Here is a 427-nt window from a genome sequence, read left to right as displayed (position 1 = left end):
GACCGAGGTGCAGGTTCAGGCAGCATTCCACTGGTACGAGATGGAAAAGATGGGTCTGATGGATCGCTTCCGTAAGATGCGGACGGTGGCGCAGGCCGCAGTTTTTCACCGCAAGTACTACGAGCGCCCGGGCGAGAGCGAAGCGGAAGATCGAAAAAGAATTCGCTACGGACTAGAACAGTATGCTAAACTGCGGTCTGACGCAGGATAAAGGAGAAATGATGAGCACGAGCACCATCGAAATTCGTCGTGAACTGTTGCGTGGCGCAATCGCGAAATTGCGCTTGGGTCGAACCCTATACATCTGCAACGGCATTGAGAAAACGTTGGATGAAATGCGCCCATTTTCTGATCGTGAAGTGAAGCGCACGTATTACCAACAGTCTTTGGCTCTGAAGCATCGCATTCGCGAATTGTTGGACGGGCA

2 protein-coding genes are annotated in these 427 nt (G+C 52.2%); both read left to right on the top strand.

Features of this window, described 5'->3' with window-relative positions:
• A partial coding sequence (locus tag AC1RPH_RS07895; protein ID WP_481762039.1) for a phage tail tip lysozyme occupies positions 1 to 211 on the top strand: 211 nt, incomplete at its 5' end.
• Positions 183 to 427, top strand: a 245-nt coding sequence (locus AC1RPH_RS07890) for a hypothetical protein (RefSeq protein ID WP_481762038.1), incomplete at its 3' end; no start/stop codon positions are given. The genes AC1RPH_RS07895 and AC1RPH_RS07890, both read left to right, overlap by 29 nt.

This window comes from Dellaglioa sp. CoH-57-MRSF-16 (genome assembly GCF_056782055.1).
This window is presented reverse-complemented; position numbering and strand designations above follow the sequence as displayed.